We start from the raw sequence: 18,695 nt of genomic DNA, 5'->3' as shown, positions 1-18,695 counted from the left end.
TTTCCTTAACTGGTTGCATGCGAGTAGGCGGCGTACTCGGTGTAGCTATGCTTCCCTTTCTTGGGAACTTGTACTTGATTCAGTATCACGCCATCAGCAACCACTTTGTGTTTGGTAAATAGTGTCATGGTGTGGCGATATACAGAACGCGTCGTGCTGTTGGCTTTCACCACCAGAATGATGCCGTGGGTAAGTTGTCCGACTAAGAATGAGTCTTTAACTGGTAGCACTGGTGGCGTATCAATGATGATGCGGTCGTACTGCTCAGACAGGCGTTTGATTAGGTTTTTAAACGCTTCGCCGCTTAATAACTCTTGCGGATTTGCCGCGACCATACCTGCGGTCAGTACATCTAGCTTGGTACCCTCAATACGCGTGATACAGTCTTTGATCGGCATATCCATTACAAGGTGGTTTACTAGACCCGGGTGGCTATTTGGCAACAAGAAACGCTGGGCGATAGCCGGTTTACGCAAATCACAATCGATAAGTAAAACGTTCTCTAGCTTGGCAAAAGAGAGTGCTAAGTTCACCGATGTGGTTGTTTTTCCTTCTCCGGGAACAGAAGAAGAAATCGCAAGGACTTTTCGCTGCGAGTGACTGAGCATCAATGAAGTACGGATTGAATCCAATGACTCTTGGAACACCGCAAACTTCTCTTCACCGAATACACGGAAGTCGAGTGGCGACTTCTTAAAACGTTTGTCTTTCACCGCAGGAATCGTACCAGTCGGTAACAAGCCAAGTTTGTTCTCAAAATCACGACTCGATTCAATCGTATTGTTGAAAGCATCAAGACAAATACACATCACCACTGCCATCCCCAAGCTGGCAATGAATGCCATCGCAACGATCAGCTTTTTATTTGGTTTACTTGGATTTTGTGGAGCCATTGCATAATCACTAAAGCGCGCGTTCGCGGCGCTAAAGTCACTCGTTGCAGAGGTTTCTTTCTGACGGGTCAGGAACAGGTCGTACAGTTTTGCATTGGTGTCGACTTCACGTTTCAGCGCATCGTATTCTCTTTTCACTACACTTAATGACTGGAACTCTTCTTTCTTCTCCAGCAATTCTGCTTTTAACAGTTGTTCTTGGTTGACCGCGCTAGATAGCTCTTTCTCGATACCGTTAACTAACTTTTTAACAATTGAATCAGCACGACGTTGAATTGAATCTAACTGAGCACGAGCTTGAATCATCTTGTCATGCTTGGGGCCGTAACGTTTTGACAGCTCACTCACCACTTTTTCTGCTTGAGATTCAGCCGAACGAATGTCCCTGATTTGAGGATGGTTGGAGATCAAAGACATTGACGACAGAGTAGTTGCGTCTGCAGATTTATTGTTTTTAAGAGCATTGAACAATGCTTGAGTTGCAATTCGCTTCTCTGTAGCTTGTGCAATTCGGTCAGTAAGATTTGACAATTCAGAGCTGGTTAACGCCACAATCCCGCTATCATCAATCAGTTTTTGCGTTTCCAAGAATTTCAACAAGGCTTGTTCTGAACTATCCAGTTTGCTCTTCAATTCAGCAAGTCGCTGGTTAATCCAATTGGTTGCCTGCTGAGTTGCAAGCAGCTTTGATTCTAGATTGTTTTCAATAAAGGAAAGGACGGCGTCATTAGCAATCTTCGCTGCCAATGCAGGGTCTTCTGATTCAAAACTGATGTTTACAAGCTGAGTTTTTCGGATAGGTGAGATCGTTAGCTTTGACTTGAATGTTTTTAGAACACTGCGGTTCAACGCTTCTTGCTCTGCTTCCAAATCGACGTCAGCCACATCTTCTTCAGGGAAAAGAGTTCTGATTAGAGGCCACTGCTTCACTGATTGCTTGAGTTCTTCGACGGTTGACGGCTCGTCGACAGACATCGCTGGATTGAACTCGGCAACCTGAGTGAGATTTAGCTTATCAATAACACGCTGTGCAACGTGATTTGACTTCAAGATTTCAAACTGAGTTTGGTAGTACTCTTTCGCTCTAGTGTCGATCCCTACGACTTCTTCGATAGAAATCGCCTTTTTCTGAGATGCCTCAATAAGCAACGTCGCGGTTGCGGTGTAAGTAGGCGTAATGGACAAGGCAAACAGCACAGCGATAGCAGTACACAAAGTAGTAAAGGCAGCTATCGATAACCAACGTGACTTGACTAAATGGTAGTAGTAACCAAGATCGATGGTTCGATCTTGATTAGGTAAATCCGCATTGGATTGAGTTAACATGCTAGATAATCCGTGTTAGCAATGATTTTGAAGGTGGGTTAGAAAAAACTCTGATCGATTTCGATGATGTCGCCAGGCTTCACTCGTGACGTCAGTTTCACTCGATTTTTCTGATCGTCTGAACCTGATTGAGTGATATAGACTTTGTTTCTCGCAGCGCGGTCAGTAAAACCACCAGCCAATGCGATGGCTTTGTCTACAGTAAGTCCAGGCTGGTATTCATAACCACCTGGCTTTTTAACCTCACCGTTGACATAGATACTTCTAAAACCAATAACAGAAACTCGTACTTTGGGAGAAATTAAATAGTCCCCTTTCAGCCCCTTAGTGATTTCATGTTTTAGCTGCTCCGGCGTCTTATTTAGGACAGTAAGTTGCCCCAGATATGGGTAGTCAAACTTACCGCTATTGTTGATGTACAGCTCATCAATGGAGAGATTTTCCTCACCATAAACTGAAATCTGGATCTTATCACCTGCCCCTAGTTTATAAGTGTCTTCAAACGCAAACGTCATGTGGCTAAAGCTAACCAAGCAGGTTAAAAGCGAAGTAAGCAAAACGCTTTTCATAGTCTAGAGTTCCGAATTAGAAAGGTTAGAAAAGTAGGTCTGCAGACAGGTACCAAATATTTTGGTCGTAACTGTTGCCAGAAGTCGTTGAATCGTTGGTTTCGAATTTCCAACCTAAGCCGATGTCAGCGAAGTCCAGAATTTCGTAGCCGAATGCCACGCCAGCGGTCATTAAGTCATCTTCACGTTTTGAGTTTGAGTAGTCATCTTCTCGGACTTGACCTGTGATTCGACTGTAAAAGTTATTTACCCAATAGTGTTTCCAACCTGCTGATACACTAGTTTCATCGACATAGGTTGTACCTTGCTCAGGGTCACGAGCACGTTGTGAGCCAGATAGCGCGACGGTAGAATGTTGTAGCGGCTTCCAAATAAATTCTAAATCCCAGCTGAAACCTTGGAAGTCATCTCGGCTAGATTCATCATAGGTTTTATCTTGTAGACCGAGTCTTAATTTACCCGTTGTCTTACCCGATACGTCCCAGCTCGCACCCACTAAGTAATACATGTCTAAGTTGTCTTGAGACAAACCTGCCGCATCATCAAGGTCGTATGTTCGATTGACTGCATCCACTTCAAACAACAAGCTGGTCGCTGGCAATACCCGGTAGTAAAAAGCGATAGCACCGTTGAGTTCGTTATGATCTTTGTATGCTGTACTCACGCGACCGATATCAGGTAGAATCACATTTCGGTAGTTTTTGTACTCTCTGTCTTCATAACCTAGAGTCAGTTCTATTCGCCCAGTCGCTTCTTTCGAGCCATATACGTAAGTTCCGTTTACGTTGTGGACGGCGTACTCTACTGGCTCATCCGCAGCTAGTGAATATAGGTCACCGGCAAGCAACCCTGTACCGCGCTCTTCGTGCAAGTACTGGTAGCTGTAGTTCAGTGCAATACCGTTGCGAGCGTTAAAGCGGATAAAATTGTTTGTAGAAAATTTGTGGTCTAGATAGTTGTCATCACTACTATCAAAATAAGTACCTGACGCTAGTTGATAACTAACACGATATTGATTACCACCTCGGTCAGATTCAATACTCACTCCAGGTTCAACAATGAACACTGTCGAAGATTCTGGATCTTCCGAATCTGAATAACGGCCAACGTTGTCGTTATGTTCGAAACGAGAGTCTAGAATTGGGGTGATTTTTAAGCCGGATTCAGTGGTGTATCCCTGACTCTCAGCTGCTTGTACAGATTGATAATTAACAGCCAACAGCAACGCTAAAATTGATAATTTCGGAGTGTTCATCACTAATCCTTTAGTATGTATTTTTACCTACAAAGCCTTTAAATACGGTGAGAAATATTATTTTTATATCCAGCCACAGCGACCAGTTTCGAATATAGTTCAAGTCATATTCGACGCGTTTTTCCATCTTATCCAACGTATCTGTTTCACCTCGATAACCATTGATTTGTGCCCAGCCTGTTATGCCTGGTTTTACTTTGTGTCTGAGCATATATTTGTCGACAATTTGTCTATATTCTTCGTTATGTGCAACCGCATGAGGACGAGGGCCAACAATAGACATGCGTCCTTGTAAAACATTAATGAATTGCGGAAGTTCATCGAGTGAAGTTCGGCGAATAAAGCTGCCGAACTTAGTTACCCTTGGGTCATCTTTCGTCGCTTGTTTCACAACTCCGCCGTTATCCATGACTTTCATTGAGCGGAACTTCCATACCTTGATTTTTTTTCCATCAATTCCGTAACGATATTGTTTAAATATCACCGGACCGGGAGAGGAAGTTTTGACCCCAATAGCAACCGCTAGCAACACTGGGCTAATTAAGGCGAGGATGATTGAAGAAACGACAATATCTTCTAGGCGTTTAACAAAGGTAGTCACGCCGTAAAACGGCGTATCATAAATACTCAATGTTGGTACTTGACCCACGTTACGCCAGCGAGATTGAATAAGATCAAAAGTGAAGAAATCCGGCACGATATAAACGCGAGCCGTACTATCAGAAAAGTAATTAATGATCTCTTTAATGCGGTGGGACGCTTGCATTGGTAGCGCGACATAGACATGGCGAAAGTCGCGCTCTTTTGCCATTTTTAATGCATCGTTGATTGAACCACGAATTGACGCTTGGCTTTGCTCTGGCAGACGCTCAAGAGAACGATCATCAAAAATGCCGACTAGCTGTAACCCAAGGTGTTTATTTCCTTCAATTTCTCTCGCCAGTGATAAACCAGAAGGTGTTGCACCAATAATGATACTCTTCTGCTCGTATGAGTCAGCGTGACGTGCTTTCGACAACTTACTAAATGCGAATCGGTAAGACGTCAGTGCAATAGGCGCATAAACAAACCAAATGCTGAGAGCAACACGAGAGAAGTTGTCGGTAATCTTCAGCGCGAATGCAAAGGTAAGCAGAAGAGCGATACTGGATAACCAAGACAGGAGAATCGGAGCGAAGGTCTGCTTGGCGGAGTAATAGTAGTTAGAGTTATACACGCCCAATAACTCGGAAATTATGCTAAAGACTAATACCGTAACGCATAGAGCGGTTATATAATGAACGTTAATACTACCCACGTATAAAAGAGACACCAACAAGAAACCAAGAGAAATAAGGGTGGTATCCAAGAGTCGGTAAGCAAGAACATTTTCCTCTCCATGGCTTTTTATTACTCCAATCGCTCTCATAACTGTTTAGTCCTTAATTTGATACGCTACCGCCCTTAGGTAAAGCTCCCAATGCGCTAGTAACACAATTTTTAAATATTCAAGTTCATTCATTTCCAAGCTCAATAGTCTGGATTTTTTTTCGTTAAAAACAAACTCCATAACTCCCCTTATTTCTTATTATCTAGGATGTGAGATGTAATAATTTTCATATATGAGACAACAGTGATCTCAATCCAATTTAAATGTCGAATAAGAAATAAAATAATCATTTTTTAGTAAGAAATAGTTAGATCATTAGCTTTACATTAGTTTTCACTAATTGTCAGAATGAATATACCTAATACTTATTGACGATATTTTTCATGTGACATATAGAAGATTACATTTTCAAGTCGCTATATTTTGGCCAAAAAAAAGCCCCTCTTAAAAAGAGGGGCAAGTACCATCGCTTATTATTATAGTGATAATTTTTTATATAACTATTCGCTTAACCAAAGTCTCCATTCACATAACCTTTGGTACGATCGTCTTTAGGTTCATTGAAGATTGACTGAGTGTCATCATGCTCAACCAGTTCTCCCATCAAGAAAAATGCAGTACGGTCAGAAATACGACGCGCCTGTTGCATAGAGTGCGTCACAATCACGATGGTGTAGTCTTTTTTAAGCTCTTCCATCAATTCTTCAATCTTGTGCGTCGCGATTGGGTCAAGTGCCGATGTTGGTTCATCCATCAGGATCACATCCGGTTCCATAGCGATTGTACGTGCGATACATAGACGTTGCTGCTGACCGCCCGATAAACCAAATGCGTGTGATTTCAAACGGTCTTTCACTTCATCCCACAGCGCCGCACCACGGAGAGAGCGTTCTACGACTTCATCGATGTGTTTTTTATCTTTGATGCCTTGCGCACGAAGGCCGTATGCGACGTTCTCGTATATGCTCATTGGGAATGGGTTTGGCTTTTGGAAAACCATACCAACTCTGATACGTAGGTCTGCAACATCAACGTTACCGTAGATGTTTTCACCATCCATATTAAGCTGACCGGTGATTTTGACACCTTCAATCAAGTCGTTCATGCGGTTAAGACAGCGTAGCAACGTCGATTTACCACAACCAGATGGGCCAATCAATGCCGTCACCTGACGGGTTGGAATTGGCAAATTAATTGCTTTCAGTGCTTGGTTTTCGCCATAGAACAGGTCTAGGTTCTTAATATCAAATTTGTTCATGCTTAAATCTCTTAATCTTAAATTCGTGTAAATCTGGTGTAATAGCAACTAGTAAGTAGCGGTATTAAAACGACTTGCGATAAGTTTCGTTACCATGTTGATCAGTAGAACAACCACAATCAGCACAGTCGCTGTACCGTAAGCTTGGTTCCACTCTTCAACAGTGAACAGCTCGGTAGTTAGCTTATACAGGTGAACCGTTAGCGTTCGACCCGAATCCAATAAAGAATCCGGAATACGTGCCACCATACCTGCTGTTAGAAAGACAGGCGCCGACTCTCCGATTACACGACCAATACTAAGAATGACCGAAGTTAAGATACCTGGCATTGCACTTGGCAAAATCAAGCGCCAGATAGTGTAGATTTTTGACGCACCCAAACCGTATGAACCTTCACGGTATGTTTGAGGTACCGACATTAACGCTTCTTCTGTTGTACGGATAATGACAGGAAGAATCAGAATACTTAGCGTGAGCGCGCCCGATAGAATCGAGAAACCCAAACCAAGGATCGCAACAAAGAAAGTCATACCGAATAGACCGAAAATAATCGACGGAATACCCGCCAATGATTCAGTACAAAAACGAATAACTTTGACTAAGCGGCTACCTACCTTGGCGTACTCAGTTAGATAAATTGCTGTCATGATGCCCAGAGGCGCAGCCACCGCAATAGATGCGATAACCATATATATCGTCGAAACGATCATCGGGAAGATGCCGTGCTCATCGCCCGTACGAGTGTAATTATCAGAAATAAAGGCCCAGTCTACGTGTTGAAGACCGTTTGAAAGAATGTACCAGATAATCCAGAACAAGAAGCCGACTGTCAGTGCCGCTGCCGCCCAGATTAAGCCGTTAAAGATCTTGTCTTTGAACTCACGAGCTTGTTTTAGTTTTGCGCGATCCATTTTCATCACCTATCAGTCACTTACTTCGCTTTTTCGCGGTTAAGATAGAGTAGTGCTGCGTTCAGCATCATAATAAACACCAGTAACACGACCCCTGTTGCGTACAGAGCATTAGCGTGAACGCCACTTGCATAAGACATTTCAATTGCGATGTTCGCCGTCAGAGTCCTAGCTGAATCAAGGATACCTTGTGGCATTGCTGGCGCGTTACCCATTACCATGATGATCGCCATGGTTTCACCAAGGGCACGACCAATACCTAAAATAACACCGGTCATAATGCCTGAACGTGCAGCAGGAACGAGCAATTTGAAAATCGTGTAGATTTTTGACGCTCCGAGCGCCAAAGAGCCTTCTTTGTATGCGCGAGGCACTGCTCGAATCGATGTTTCTGATACCGTAATCACCGTCGGTAGAATCATCACCCCCAATACAATGATACCCGCCAAAATCGTGTTACCCGCAGGCACGTCAAAAACGTTTTGAATCAAGGGTACGATAATGACCAAGCCAAAGAAACCGTAGACGACCGATGGGATACCTGCCAACAGTTCAACCGCCGGACGAATCACATCCGCAACACGCTTCGGTGCGACTTCAGCGATAAAGATTGCCGTCAAAACCCCAACAGGTACACCAACAATGACCGCACCAAACGTCGAAACAACGGAAGCGACAATCATGGTCGCAACACCGTACAACGCAGGTGGCAACCAGTTTTGGCCTAATACGATGCCCGATACACCCGCTTCTTGGAACGCTGGGATAGACTCTCGAATGATGAAGTAAGCAATAATGGATAGGGATACAATGCCGATAACAGCACTGGTGAGAAACAAGCCATGGAAAATGCGCTCTTTCCAGTCAACTTGCTTTTTAGCACGAAGACGTGGCTTTACCGTTTGAGTCGCTTCATTGTTCATAAGCTTTTCACTATTTGTTGCGATGGTCATAAAGTTCTTACCGTTCTAACGAGCTGGTCGCCCGTTATTGAGTGAGAAAGCGCTCAGCCCAAAAGTAGGCTGAGCAATTTATAATTAGAATGTTGATTAGTGAACTGAGATGTAGCCTTTTTGGTCAACAATTGACTGAGCTTCTTCAGTTAGCATCCAATCTAGGAATTTCTGAGTTTCAGCTGATGGTTGGCCTTTCTTGTAAAGAACTAGGAAAGGACGAGCCACTTTGTAAGAACCGTTTTTCACGTTGTCTACGTTTGCATCAACGCCGTCGATTGCTAGTGCGTGAACAGTGTTGTCTACTGTACCTAGAGAGATGTAGCCGATTGCGTAAGGGTTAGATGCAACCATAGTTTTAAGCGCACCGTTACCGTTTGCTACTTGAGCACGTTGAGAAATCGCCGATACTTTCTTCCCAGAGATTTTCATTTTTAGAGACATGATGTCTTCGAAAGCACCACGAGTACCAGATGCAGTATCACGAGTAATCGCTACGATTGGCTTGTCTTCACCACCAACATCTTTCCAGTTAGTGACTTCGCCTTTGTAGATTGCAGACACTTGCTCTGCAGTAAGACCTTTAAGGCCATTCTTAGGGTTTACTACAACTGCGATACCGTCGCGAGCAACCACTTCTTCAATTAAAGAGGGTTCTTTCTCAGAGTCTTTTAGGTTACGAGAAGACATACCTAAGTCTGCTGAACCGTTCTTAGCTGCTTTTACACCAGCAGAAGAACCTGGGCCTTGAACTTCAATAAATACGTTCGAATTCTTCTTCATGTATGTTTCAGAGAAAACTTCCATCAGTGGCGTTACGCTGCTAGAGCCCACTGCAGAGATAGTTTCTTTAGCAGAAACAGGAGTCACTGCCATTGCGCCTAGAAGTGCGATTGCACCGATAACTGTCTTTTTCATCACAATATCCTTAATTGGCTACATTGCCGTTTGTGTTTCACTTGAACGGTGCTCACTTTAGAACTCGAATATGACAGTTGTGTTTCACTTAGTTGAAGCCTACATGACAGATGGCAATAAACACTTTTTTCTCAATATATGAAGGAGAACACCAAGACGGCGGCAACAATAGAACGGCGAACGGTAACAAGCGCATTGCAACCTGACACATAAGCAATTGATAAGTAAATAGATTTTCTTACACAAAATCATCATAATTTTGCGATCGACTCTAGGTTAGATGATTGAATTCTGCCAACGGAAAACTAGAATCATGCCCTCTAATAATAAAAATATTACTTTATTTTCATTTCTTTTTTATGAAGAGGACATTCAATGCGCCAACTACTTAGTGGCTTGTCTATCAAAATTCAGGTCATTGTGCCTGTAGTATTTACATTACTGCTCTTATTAGCCGGTATCAGTTACAGTGCTTCTAACCTTAAAAACGTTTTCAACCAAGTGACAGTATCGACAGAAGGACTCATTACTCACAAGGATGAACTGACCACAATCATCGACAACACATACGGAATGCGAATCAAAGCCATCTACAGCTTATTCCGCTCTGAAGACGTAAAAACACTCGCCAAAACGCTCAATGAAAACAAAAACAACAGCCTGACCTTACTCGAATCACTCAACAACGTTGCCGGGTTAGAAATCGAGGTAGAAGCGTTAAGAACAGCGATCAATGCGTACGTCGATTACTCGATAGAAACCATGATTCCTCTGCTGACTCATCAACATTCAGGAGAAGCATTGGCCCACGACTTTGACACCCAGTATGATAAAGCGGCGGCAGAGTACCGAGAGAAAGGGAATGCGATGATTGTCGCTATCGATGCGTTATCGAAACAACTCAATCAATTGGCTATCCAAGAGGTTGCTGACAACCAAACCAGCCACTCTGAAGTGATGCTACATACCTTCATCGGTTTGTTGGTGGTCCTGACATTAGCCCTTCTAATTAGCTGGATGCTGGCAGGTATTATTGTCAATCCGATCAGAGCGCTACAACAAGCTATGCAGCAACTGGCACAAGGACACCTAACGGTCAAAGTCGCAGAACAAGGCAACAATGAGATCACTGCACTTGCGAAAGACTTCAATATCACCGTCAATCAACTGCGCACCACGGTCGATTCACTGGTGCGCATTAGCGGTGATGTGGCATCGGCGTCAACAGAACTCGCGGCGGTGATGACACAATCAAGTGCAAACTCAGACCAAGAGAAAAAAGAAGTCGAACAAGTTGCCTCGGCAATGAGCCAAATGGAAAGCACCGCGTCAGACGTAACTCAGAATGCCAACCAAGCAGATGCATCATCGATCAATGCCAGCAAACTCGCCCAAGAAAGCCTAACCATTTTTGAACGCAATACGCATGCGAGTAAAGCGATGACCGATCAGCTGACCGAAGCGGCCCATGTGGTGAACTCACTTAAAGAGCAGTCGCAACAGATTGGAAAAGTGATTGAGGTAATCGAAAGTATCTCGGAACAGACCAACCTACTGGCGTTGAATGCTGCGATTGAAGCCGCGCGTGCTGGGGAAAGTGGCCGCGGTTTTGCTGTTGTAGCCGATGAAGTAAGAATGCTGGCTGCGCGGACTCAGGAATCAACCAAAGAGATTCAAGCCATTATCGAAGAACTGCAAAGCCAGTCGAGTGTTGCCAACGAGAGCATGCACTCCAGTTTGGATATGCTGGCGAGTAATCAGGAACAAGCCAATCGTATTAATGAGTCGTTAAACAACATTAGCCAGTCTATCTCACACCTAACCACGCTCAACGCGCAAGTCGCGGTCGCTTCGGAGCAGCAAGGACAAGTCACTTCAGACGTGAACAAGAACTTGGGTAACATATACGAGCTGGTAAGCCAAAACGTCACAGGCATTACCCAAGCGGCAGCGGCGAGCCAAGAATTATCAAATCTCGCAGAGAATCAGAAACAGCAACTCGGCTTCTTCAAGATCTAGTCCGAAAAGCACAGAACTAAAAAAAGGGGTTACTCAACGTAACCTCTTTCTTTATTATTCGTCGTCAGCTTTAGGCGCAACTTTCTTTTTCGGAATAAACACCGAATCACCTACTGCCACGTTTTGGTAGAAACCTTTATCGCGCTGCGCTGGCTTCTTCGCCACTTTTTTAGCTTGAGGCTTGGCTTTCTTGTTCGGCTTCGCCTTACCACGGAAATCTGGTTTGCGCGGTTTAAGTCCTTTGAACTTACCTTTTAGCCCTTCCAATTCTGAGAATTGAAGATCCTGTTGTAGGTAAGCTTCTACGCGCTTAAAGCTGTCCCAGTCTTTTGGTCCAACTAACGAAATTGCATCACCTTTGTTGCCTGCGCGGCCAGTACGACCGACACGGTGAACATATTCTTCAGTGTGCTTTGGCATATCAAAGTTGATCACGTGGGTTACATTCGCAATATCCAAACCACGAGATGCAACATCGGTGGTAACCAGAATCTTAAACACACCACGTTCAAACTGACTCATGATGGTATTGCGTTGGGTCTGGTTGAGGTTGCCGCTTAATGCGATCGCTTTGAGCTTCTGTTCATTCAGCTTTTCGGTCAAACGGTCAGTATCCGCACGTGTTGCCGTGAAAATGATCAGCTGTTTGTACTGGGCTTCTTCTAGCACACGTTCAAGAATCGCTTCTTTATGGTCTAGGTGATCACACAGGTAAAACTTCTGCGTGATGTCTTTGTGCTCTTCATTCGAAACACCAACCGCAATACGTTTTGGCGCATCTTGCATCTCGAAGGCGATTTCATTGACTTCTGCGTGGTCAAGCGTGGCGGAAAACATCAATGTCTGACGACGGCGGTGCTTAGCAGCATTGTGAATACGACGAAGCTCTGGTGCAAAACCAAGATCCAACATGCGGTCTGCTTCATCCAGCACAAGCGTTTCCAAGCCGTCTAAATATAAAGAGCGGTGCTCAAGGTGGTCAGCTAGGCGCCCAGGTGTCGCAACGATGAATTTCGGGTAACGACGCAGCGCTTTCACTTGATCATTAAAGTTTTCACCACCGACGATCAGTGTCGCTTCGTATGACAATCCAGACAGCATTGAACGCAGTTCACTATAAACCTGTTTGGCCAGTTCACGCGTCGGCGCCAAAATCAAACCACGAGGGTCTTTCGCAGAGAATGCTTTGTTCTTTAGCGACTTATGTAACATAGGAAGAACAAAAGCCAGCGTTTTACCCGAACCCGTTTTTGACGAAGCCAAAAGATCTTTACCAGCAATAGCCACTGGAATGGCTCGCTGTTGGATCTCTGTAGCTTGCTTAAAGTCGAAGTGCTTTAGGGTCTTAAGTAAGCGATTGTCTAAACCTAAATCTTTGAAGTGCAAAGTATTCTCCATCTGTGCAGCAGGTCTGTTCTACCGGTACATTGCAGCCGTTCAGAACGTGATAAATTTGAAAACAGGCTATGATACCCACATTTGAACAAAGTGGATAGTGATCACAGAAAATAAACTCTTGACGGACTTATAAAGCGTAAATTTCACTCAATAACCTGTGCATTTTTTGCTCTCACCAATGAGACATAAGTCAATTTATTTGATAATTGCTTAAAAACTTGGGTTTTTTTAACTTTATTCTGCTTTTGGAAGCTTAGAATTACCACTACACTAATATGCGTTACTATACGATTATAAGGTATGGGACGTTCCACATTGATACTAAAAACGCAAGGAGTTCAATTATGAACAAAATGTTGATCGCAGCTGCAGCGTCGTCGGTTCTTCTACTAGCTGGCTGTGCTTCTGGTCCAGATGAAGAAACAACAGCAAAAATGGACGAGCTAAGCAACCAAGTTAGCCAACTAAGCCAAGACGTTCAGGCACTTCAATCTGACGTTCGTAAATCTGGCGATGCGGCAATGGCAGCTCAAGAAGAAGCAGCACGCGCTAACGAGCGTATCGACAACATTGCTCAGTCTTACACTAAGTAATTAGTCACTATTATTAAAAAAGGGTCTGCATTGCAGACCCTTTTTTTATTCGGCTTATTTTAAAAAGAAGGAGGAACTATCTCAACCGGCACCCCATTTTGTGCGGCAATCACGGCTCTCGCTTTGACTTCTGAATGATCAAACTCTTTCAACCACCAGCTTAGCTCTTGCGGTACAGTTAGCGCTTCTTTTACACCATCACTGCGAGTTAACGGTTCATGCGCTTCAACAAACACACTGCGATCTGGTTCCAGTGACACTTTGATTGGTTCATTGATGATGCGAACCTTCTCGCCCAATGTCACTTTTGTGAACAACCATTCAATATCTTTTGGCTCCATACGGATACATCCCGCACTTACGCGCAAACCAATACCAAAGTCTTTATTGGTACCGTGGATAAGGTATTCACCGTAGCCGTAAGCTAAACGAAGAGCATATTCACCTAACGGGTTGTCTGGTCCTGCTTGTACAACATCTGGAAGCTCAATCCCTTTCGCACGGTACTCCTGGCGAATTGAAGCCGGAGGCGTCCATGTAGGGTTAGGACGTTTTTGGCTGATCGAGGTTTGCATCACCGGAGTATCACGCCCGACACGACCGATACCGACAGGGAAAATATGCACGATATTGGAGTTAGGCTCAAAATAGTACAGACGCAGCTCCGCAAGGTTAACCACAACACCTTGTCTCTCAACGTTTGGTAGTATCACTTGCGTCGGGATCGTCAAGACATAATCCACTTGCGGTAGGAAAGGGTCTACGCCCTTATTCGCCGCCATTAATGGCAAAAAGCCCACATCATATTGTTTGGCGATCTCCGCCAACGTCTCACCTTCACTTATCTTGTGATATTGCGTACGTCCAACAATATTGCTTCCTTCAGGCGGCAGTTCATAACTTGCGGCAAATACATTACAAGCAAATATGCTGCAACCTAGCGCAATCAGCTTACGTAGCATCCAAAGTATCCTTAGCGTTTTTGTAATTTAGCAAGGTTATCTCTCTTTGCGCCTTATGATCAACTATTGGTGATGGATATGACAGCGCGCTAACATTGCTCCATTTCCACGGTTGATGAACATACTTATCCGGTACAGAAGCAAGCTCTGGAATCCAGCGTCGAACAAAACTGCCATCGGCATCAAACCGCTCTCCTTGGGTAACCGGGTTGAAGATGCGGAAGTAAGGTTGCCCGTCACAACCAGTTGACGCGCACCATTGCCAACCACCGTTGTTGGCTGGGTAATCACCGTCAATCAACTTACTCATGAAATACGCTTCCCCTATCCGCCAATCTACTTGCAGATCTTTAATCAGAAAACTCGCGACAATCATTCGTAAACGGTTATGCATCCAACCGGTATGGTTGAGCTGTTTCATCGCGGCATCGACAATCGGATAACCCGTAGTACCGGTTTTCCATGCCTCGATACGGATTTGCGAATTTTCCCAGCGGAGCTGTTTACCCCATTCAAGGAAACTCTTGCCCATACTCAACTTTGGTTCGAAATAGACCAAGTGCTGGTAGAACTCACGCCAGATCAACTCACTTTGCCATGTTTCACGTCCCGCACTCAGCGGCATCGACTGCTGGTACAAGACACGAGCCATACATTGACGTACCGACAGCGCACCAATTGCCAAATAAGGCGACAAGCGGCTCGTTCCTTCTATGGCAGGAAAATCTCGCTTATCTTTGTAGTCATCCACATCTTCACGATTGAAACGGCGCAATGTTTGATAAATGCTTTCCGTATCGACAGCATAATCTTCACTCGAAACGCGCGGATAACTGAAGGTACTACTTTGGCTAAACCGGTATTCACTAGTGTGTAACGACTCTGGTGGCAATACCGCTTCAACTGCTTTATGTGGCACAACAGGAGCAAGCGATAGCTGACTTAGATAGGCCTTTTTAAACGGAGTAAAGACTTTAAAGTACTGGTTTTGCTTATTGACGACCGAACCCGGATTGAGGATGCATTTGTCATCAAAGCAATGAAGCGCATTATCTCGCGTCAATAACGCTTGTGCTAAGCGCTCATCACGCCTAACTTCATTCAGCTCGTACTCTTTATTCAAGTACACATCGTCGCAACCCAACTCGTCTGCCAACTCCTCAACCTTGTCAGCGCTGTCGTTGAAACTCGCCACTTCTGCGTATAAAAACGGGATATTCAAGCTCGCCAAGTCTTGCTGCAATTCAAACAATCGGCGATAGATAAAATCCGCTTGGATCGGTGCTAAATCATGTTGTTGCCATGTAGACGGTGTCGCAATGAAGACGGCAACAACCGGCTTTTTCGTATTAATCGCGGCAAGGAGTGCGCTGTTATCGTCTACGCGCAAATCGCGTCTGAACCACACTAAGTTCATAATCAATCCTGCGTTGCATTCAGCACGTCAGACAAGAAGCATTTCCCATCAAAACGTTCTTGTACCTGACGAATAGCGGACTTTTGTTGTTCGGATAAAGGCTTTTCACTGTAAATAGCCAGCGCTTGATAGTTGTCGGCTAAATTGACATCGATTAACCCTGATACGTCTTCCACGTTGTCCATCAAAGTGACATTCCAGCTTTTATCAGAAAGATGAGCCGCCCATAAACGGCTGGCAATGTCGCGACTGTCACCACAGTTAATCAGCAAACATTTACCCGATTTCGCGGCTTTATTTTCGGATTCGATGATCGACTCAAGTTTAGAGACTATCAGCGACGTAAACAGACTCAGTTGCAAAATGCGCTGCGCACGTTTGATCGATCGCAAGGCGACTAAAATCGGTGAGACAAACTGAGTCTCTACTACCTCAAGCGGGTACTCTTTCAAAACGGTGTTAATGACCGACTCTGCTTTCGAACGGCGAAGTGACGCGAGCGCATTGAGTAACGGCTCGACCTCTTCTAAGTATTCAGATTGCTCGGTACCCACACCACTTGGCGTCATGTTAGCTTCCAAAAGGCCTTTCACTTTCCCTATCGAAACCCCTTTACCAAGCCAGCTCTGGATCAATTTGATCAACGCGATGTCTTGATCGGTATATAGGCGGTGGCCTTTCTCTGTTCTTTGTGGCTGAACCAAGTTATAACGACGTTGCCACGCACGCAGAGTCACCGGCTTAACTCCGGTTAACTCTGAAACTTCTCGGATGGCGTACAATTTTTCACTACAGCCCATAACGTAAACGTAACTCCTGTGGGTAAGGTTCCAAGTATTTTTGTTGCTCTAGGTACTCGTCTGGATGTGTCTTTAAATAGTGCTTAATCAGCGTCAATGGCGCGAGTAGTGGCAGCAGACCAACTCGATAGTCATCTATCACTTGGCGTAGCTCTGCTTTCTCTTTCTTGTCCAGATTGCGCTTAAAATACCCTTGCAAGTGCATCAAGACATTGGTGTTATTTTTTCGTGTCGCACGGTAAGCCATCGCCTTCATCAAACCCACTCGATACAGTTGGTAAAACTCCTCGAGTTCGTAATCTTTGATGTTTGCGACCAGTCGACCTAACTCTTTGTATGAATTAGGGTGATGCGCCATGAGGGTCAGTTTATAACGGGAATGAAATGCAATGATACTGCCACGACTGAGATCGTTGCTAACCGACTGATAAAAGTCATACAGTGTAAAGACACGTGTGATGAAGTTCTCTTTGAGGATTGGGTCATTCAGTCGGCCGTCTTCTTCTACTGGCAGCCAAGGCATCTTTTGCATCAACTCGTTGGTATACAACCCGACGCCAATGTTTTCGGCACCGTTATCTTTATATACCTTGACACGCTCCATGCCACAAGTGGGTGACTTAGCACATACGATATAACCGCATAATTGTGCCTCTTCAAGCTCAGCGACTTTACTCTTCGAGTACTCCACCATAGCTTGCGTGTGGTCCTTAGTCGGGTCTTTAGTTTCTACCAATGCCAGACGCTCCTCGTTTGAGATTAGGCGTATTGTCGGTCTAGGAACCGGCATACCCATGCCCACTTCAGGACAAACGGAAACGAACTCGAAAAAAGGCGCCAGTTCTTTCGTCACAAACTTGCTCACTTTATGGCCAGAGTCAAAGCGCACTTTTTCACCCAGAACACAGGAACTGATGCCAATATTAATGTTGTTGCTCATGCCAATCTCCAAACGAATTATTATACAATTTTAATTCTTGTATAAGTTCTAGCATAAACAAACGCATTGTACAAAAATAATTTTTGTACACACCCTGTGATTTTTGCTTTCGTTGACCGATTTTAAATTGAGCAGCTGAGGCAATCGTTTTTCCGAATCGATTGCTTTACCACTTTCAACAGAAAACGTTATTAACTCTTTACTTTAACGATCTAAGGGGTGGTTTTGTGACATACTTCTCAAGGAGAACAAGTATTGCTAGCTAGTATTGCCTCAACAGATTTTTGAGAATCAACAAAATTAGTAATCAGATTCTGAATTACTAGTAAACTTGGAGTAACAACTATGGCAACCCCACATATTAACGCTCAACCAGGTGATTTCGCTGAAACTGTACTGATGCCAGGCGACCCGCTTCGCGCTAAGTACATCGCAGAGACATTCTTGGAAGATGTAAAACAAGTTTGTGATGTTCGTAACATGTTCGGTTTTACTGGCACTTACAAAGGTAAAAAAGTATCAGTAATGGGTCACGGTATGGGTATTCCTTCATGCTGTATCTACACACACGAACTGATCGCTGAGTACGGCGTTAAAAACGTAATCCGCGTGGGTAGCTGTGGTGCAGTACGTGACGACGTAAAACTAATGGACGTTGTTATCGGTATGGGCGCTTCTACAGACTCTAAAGTGAACCGTATCCGTTTCAACAACCATGACTTCGCAGCAATCGCTGACTACGGTCTACTAGAAGAAGCGGTTAACCAAGCACGTGCTCAAAACGTACCTGTGAAAGTCGGTAACGTATTCTCTGCAGACCTTTTCTACACACCTGAAGCCGACATCTTCGAGAAGATGGAAAAACTAGGCATCCTAGGTGTAGATATGGAAGCAGCAGGTATCTACGGCGTTGCAGCAGACCTAGGTGCAAAAGCACTAACTATTCTAACTGTATCTGACCACATCATCCGTGGTGAAAAACTAAGCTCAGAAGAACGTCAAAAGTCGTTCAATGACATGATGAAAGTTGCTCTTGAAACTGCAATCAACATCTAATCGCTTTACCTTTGCTGCCAGAGTTCGTTCTGGCAGCCTGAATAATCCCGAGGGGGA

The 18,695-nt window shown here is 44.3% G+C and carries 16 protein-coding genes; 3 read left to right on the top strand and 13 right to left on the bottom strand.

The genetic code is table 11. The annotated features are described in order from the left end of the window. Nucleotides 1–5 precede the first annotated feature (5 nt). The 8 genes from HCZ42_RS08135 to HCZ42_RS08100 all read right to left on the bottom strand — a co-directional run bounded on the left by HCZ42_RS08135 (nucleotide 6) and on the right by HCZ42_RS08100 (nucleotide 9,453). Nucleotides 6–2,219 (bottom strand): GumC family protein, encoded by a 2,214-nt coding sequence (locus HCZ42_RS08135; RefSeq protein ID WP_167420218.1) that lies wholly within the window; start codon nucleotides 2,217–2,219, stop codon nucleotides 6–8. A 38-nt stretch (nucleotides 2,220–2,257) separates the two neighbouring features. Further along, nucleotides 2,258–2,788: a polysaccharide biosynthesis/export family protein gene (locus HCZ42_RS08130; RefSeq protein WP_167420217.1), complete on the bottom strand. Its 531-nt coding sequence runs from the start codon at nucleotides 2,786–2,788 to the stop codon at nucleotides 2,258–2,260. Nucleotides 2,789–2,813: 25 nt separating this feature from the next. Next, nucleotides 2,814–4,043, bottom strand: a complete 1,230-nt coding sequence (locus HCZ42_RS08125; RefSeq protein ID WP_167420216.1) for an outer membrane beta-barrel protein — start codon at nucleotides 4,041–4,043, stop codon at nucleotides 2,814–2,816. Between the two features lie 10 nt (nucleotides 4,044–4,053). Next, nucleotides 4,054–5,451, bottom strand: a complete 1,398-nt coding sequence (locus tag HCZ42_RS08120; protein ID WP_167420215.1) for an undecaprenyl-phosphate glucose phosphotransferase — start codon at nucleotides 5,449–5,451, stop codon at nucleotides 4,054–4,056. Between the two features lie 469 nt (nucleotides 5,452–5,920). After that, nucleotides 5,921–6,670, bottom strand: a complete 750-nt coding sequence (gene pstB / locus HCZ42_RS08115) for a phosphate ABC transporter ATP-binding protein PstB (protein WP_167420214.1) — start codon at nucleotides 6,668–6,670, stop codon at nucleotides 5,921–5,923. A gap of 48 nt (nucleotides 6,671–6,718) precedes the next feature. Next, on the bottom strand, nucleotides 6,719–7,582 hold the full coding sequence (gene pstA / locus HCZ42_RS08110) for a phosphate ABC transporter permease PstA (protein ID WP_167420213.1): 864 nt from the start codon (nucleotides 7,580–7,582) through the stop codon (nucleotides 6,719–6,721). A 20-nt stretch (nucleotides 7,583–7,602) separates the two neighbouring features. Further along, nucleotides 7,603–8,535 (bottom strand): phosphate ABC transporter permease subunit PstC, encoded by a 933-nt coding sequence (pstC, locus tag HCZ42_RS08105; RefSeq protein WP_167420212.1) that lies wholly within the window; start codon nucleotides 8,533–8,535, stop codon nucleotides 7,603–7,605. Nucleotides 8,536–8,631: 96 nt separating this feature from the next. After that, on the bottom strand, nucleotides 8,632–9,453 hold the full coding sequence (locus tag HCZ42_RS08100) for a phosphate ABC transporter substrate-binding protein (protein WP_167420211.1): 822 nt from the start codon (nucleotides 9,451–9,453) through the stop codon (nucleotides 8,632–8,634). A gap of 375 nt (nucleotides 9,454–9,828) precedes the next feature. On the opposite strand from HCZ42_RS08100, the gene HCZ42_RS08095 reads away from it, so the two are divergent. After that, on the top strand, nucleotides 9,829–11,472 hold the full coding sequence (locus HCZ42_RS08095) for a methyl-accepting chemotaxis protein (protein WP_167420210.1): 1,644 nt from the start codon (nucleotides 9,829–9,831) through the stop codon (nucleotides 11,470–11,472). 54 nt (nucleotides 11,473–11,526) lie between these two features. Here HCZ42_RS08095 and HCZ42_RS08090 read toward each other — a convergent pair whose 3' ends face one another. After that, nucleotides 11,527–12,870: a DEAD/DEAH box helicase gene (locus HCZ42_RS08090; protein WP_167420209.1), complete on the bottom strand. Its 1,344-nt coding sequence runs from the start codon at nucleotides 12,868–12,870 to the stop codon at nucleotides 11,527–11,529. A gap of 344 nt (nucleotides 12,871–13,214) precedes the next feature. Between HCZ42_RS08090 and HCZ42_RS08085 the strand changes: the two genes are divergently transcribed. Beyond that, on the top strand, nucleotides 13,215–13,463 hold the full coding sequence (locus tag HCZ42_RS08085) for an Lpp/OprI family alanine-zipper lipoprotein (RefSeq protein ID WP_053409231.1): 249 nt from the start codon (nucleotides 13,215–13,217) through the stop codon (nucleotides 13,461–13,463). 59 nt (nucleotides 13,464–13,522) lie between these two features. On the opposite strand, the gene HCZ42_RS08080 is transcribed toward HCZ42_RS08085, so the two are convergent. From HCZ42_RS08080 to HCZ42_RS08065, 4 genes are read right to left on the bottom strand one after another with little or no spacing between them, the layout of a single operon-like run. Beyond that, nucleotides 13,523–14,425 carry a L,D-transpeptidase family protein gene (locus HCZ42_RS08080; RefSeq protein ID WP_167420208.1) on the bottom strand — a complete coding sequence of 301 codons (903 nt, stop codon included), beginning with the start codon at nucleotides 14,423–14,425 and terminating at the stop codon, nucleotides 13,523–13,525. Next, a complete protein-coding gene (phrB, locus tag HCZ42_RS08075; protein WP_167420207.1) occupies nucleotides 14,415–15,842 on the bottom strand; it encodes a deoxyribodipyrimidine photo-lyase in 1,428 nt (475 codons plus the stop codon). Before phrB ends, HCZ42_RS08080 begins: the two co-directional genes overlap by 11 nt. Before the next feature lie 2 nt (nucleotides 15,843–15,844). Further along, entirely contained in the window at nucleotides 15,845–16,642 is a 798-nt protein-coding gene (locus HCZ42_RS08070) for a MerR family transcriptional regulator (RefSeq protein WP_167420206.1), read from the bottom strand. Next, nucleotides 16,632–17,582, bottom strand: coding sequence for a YbgA family protein (locus HCZ42_RS08065; RefSeq protein WP_167420205.1), 951 nt, complete (start codon nucleotides 17,580–17,582; stop codon nucleotides 16,632–16,634). The genes HCZ42_RS08070 and HCZ42_RS08065 overlap by 11 nt, the downstream gene beginning before the upstream one ends. 345 nt (nucleotides 17,583–17,927) lie before the next feature. Here HCZ42_RS08065 and deoD point away from each other — a divergent pair, with 345 nt between their 5' ends. Further along, nucleotides 17,928–18,638 (top strand): purine-nucleoside phosphorylase, encoded by a 711-nt coding sequence (deoD, locus tag HCZ42_RS08060; RefSeq protein ID WP_167420204.1) that lies wholly within the window; start codon nucleotides 17,928–17,930, stop codon nucleotides 18,636–18,638. Nucleotides 18,639–18,695 lie beyond the last annotated feature (57 nt).

This window comes from Vibrio hepatarius (genome assembly GCF_011806575.1).
Taxonomy (GTDB): Bacteria; Pseudomonadota; Gammaproteobacteria; order Enterobacterales; family Vibrionaceae; genus Vibrio; species Vibrio hepatarius_A.
The sequence above is the reverse complement of the archived record's forward strand: the minus strand, read 5'-3'. Positions and strand labels throughout refer to the sequence as shown.